Raw genomic sequence first — 2,286 nt, 5'->3', positions numbered from 1 at the left:
CCAGGACGCCGGGACCGGCGAGGACGGCGGGAGCGGCACCGGCGGCCGGGGCACCACACTCACGGTCGGCACCTTCGGCGTCTTCGGCTACAAGCAGGCGGGCCTCTACGCCGAGTACGAGCGGCTGCACCCCGGCGTCACGATCAAAGAGAGCGTGATCGAGCGGAACGACGCCTACTACCCGCAGCTCCTCACCCACCTCGCGGCCGGCGGCGGCCTCGCCGACATCCAGGCCGTCGAGACCAGCAACATCAACGAGATCGTCACCACCCAGGCCGACCGCTTCGTCGACCTCTCCCGCGCCGGGGGCGTCCGCCGGAGCGACTGGCTGCCCTGGAAGTGGGACCAGGCCACCACCCGCACCGGCCGCACCATCGGCCTCGGCACGGACATCGGCCCCATCGCCGTCTGCTACCGCAAGGACCTCTTCGCCCGGGCCGGGCTGCCCACCGACCGCGAGAGCGTCGGCAGGCTCTGGGCGGGCGACTGGCGCAAGTACATCGAGACCGGCCGGCGGTACAAGGCGCACGCCCCCGCCGGCACGGTCTTCACCGACTCGGCCGCCGGCATCTACAACGCCTCCGTCCACGCCCACGCCGAGCGCTACTACGACCGCCGCGGCCGGCCGGTCTACCGCACCAGCCCCGCCGTCAAGGAGTCCTGGGACCTGGCCGTGCAGGCCGCCCGGGGCGGGCTGACCGCCCGGCTCAAGCAGTTCGAGAAGCCCTGGGACCAGGCCTACGCCAACGGCCGCTTCGCCTCCGTCGCCTGCCCGCCCTGGATGCTCGGCTACATCAAAGAGAAGGCGGGCGCCGCCGGCCGCAACAAGTGGGACGTGGCCCCCGCCCCCCGCCCCGCCAACTGGGGCGGCTCCTTCATCACCGTGCCCAGGGCCGCCCGGCACCGGGCCGCGGCCACCGCCCTCGCCGTCTGGCTCACCGCCCCCGAGCAGCAGGCCAAGCTCTTCGGCCGGCAGGCCAGCATCCCCTCCACCCCCGCCTCCTACGCGATGCCGCTCGTCCGGGACGCCCGCAACCCCTACTTCGGCGGCGCCCCCGTGGGCCGGATCTTCTCGGACGCGGCCCGCTCCGTGCCGACGCTGGTCATCGGCCCGAAGGAGGCCCAGATCGGTACCGCCTTCACCGACGTCGGCATCCCCCAGGTCGAGCAGCAGGGCAAGTCCCCGGAGGCCGGCTGGAAGGCGGCGCAGAAGGAGATCGAGAACGCGGTGGACGCATGACGGCCACGGCCGGGACCGTCAAGGAGGCCGGGGCCCCCGTCCCCCGCCCGCCCGGCACGCACGGCCGCGCCCGCCCGGGCCCGTGGCGCAGCCGCCTCTACCGCTGGGACGTCCGCTACAGCCCCTACGCCTTCGTCGCGCCGTTCTTCCTCTTCTTCGGCGCCTTCGGCCTCTTCCCCCTCCTCTACACCGGGTGGGCCTCGCTGCACCGGGTCGAGCTGGCCGCGCCGGACCACATGGAGTGGGTGGGCCTGCACAACTACATCCGCCTGCTGGACGACGACTTCTTCTGGAACGCCCTGCGCAACACCTTCACCATCGGCGTGATCTCCACCGTCCCGCAGCTGCTGATGGCGCTCGGCCTCGCCCACCTGCTGCACTACCGGCTGCGCGCCGCCACCTTCTGGCGGGTCGCCCTCCTCACCCCGTACGCCACCTCCGTCGCCGCCGCCACGCTCGTCTTCGTCCTCCTCTACGGACGCGACTACGGCATGGTCAACTGGGCCCTGGGCGCCCTCGGCATCGGCCCCGTCGACTGGCAGAACGGCACCTGGACCTCCCAGTTCGCGGTCTCCTCGATCGTCATCTGGCGGTGGACGGGCTACAACGCCCTGATCTACCTGGCCGCCATGCAGGCCGTGCCCGACGAGCTGTACGAGTCGGCGGCGCTGGACGGGGCCTCCCGCCGGCAGCAGTTCCGCCACGTCACCGTGCCCGCCCTGCGCCCGACCATCCTGTTCACCGTCGTCGTCTCCACCATCGGCGCCACCCAGCTCTTCGGCGAGCCCCTGCTCTTCGGCGGTGCGGGCGGCCAGAAGGGCGGGGCCTCGCACCAGTTCCAGACCCTCGGCCTCTACCTCTACGAACAGGGCTGGTTCAACTTCCACCTCGGGCGCGCCTCCGCCGTCGCCTGGACGATGTTCCTGATCCTGTTGCTGATCGCCGCGGCCAACGTGCTCATCGCGCGGCGGCTGCGGAAGAGCCACTGAGGGACTGCCGTGACGATCACGACGACCGGACGACCGAGGCCCGAGGGCCCCGGGCCC

The 2,286-nt window shown here is 72.6% G+C and carries 2 protein-coding genes; both read left to right on the top strand.

The features are described 5' to 3' along the window. Positions 1-1,240 (top strand): ABC transporter substrate-binding protein (locus V7793_RS36570; RefSeq protein WP_336013986.1); only part of this gene is annotated, 1,240 nt, incomplete at its 5' end. After that, on the top strand, positions 1,237-2,229 hold the full coding sequence (locus V7793_RS36565; protein ID WP_336013985.1) for a carbohydrate ABC transporter permease: 993 nt from the start codon (positions 1,237-1,239) through the stop codon (positions 2,227-2,229). The genes V7793_RS36570 and V7793_RS36565, both read left to right, overlap by 4 nt. Positions 2,230-2,286: the final 57 nt, after the last annotated feature.

Origin of the sequence: Streptomyces sp. KLMMK (genome assembly GCF_036961605.1) — a bacterium.
GTDB lineage: Bacteria > Actinomycetota > Actinomycetes > Streptomycetales > Streptomycetaceae > Streptomyces > Streptomyces telluris.
The sequence above is the reverse complement of the archived record's forward strand: the minus strand, read 5'-3'. Positions and strand labels throughout refer to the sequence as shown.

Coding starts and splice junctions, on each gene's coding strand:
- V7793_RS36565 (WP_336013985.1), top strand. CDS start 1,237: ATGACGGCCACGGCCGGGACCGTCAAGGAGGCCGGGGCCCCCGTCCCC.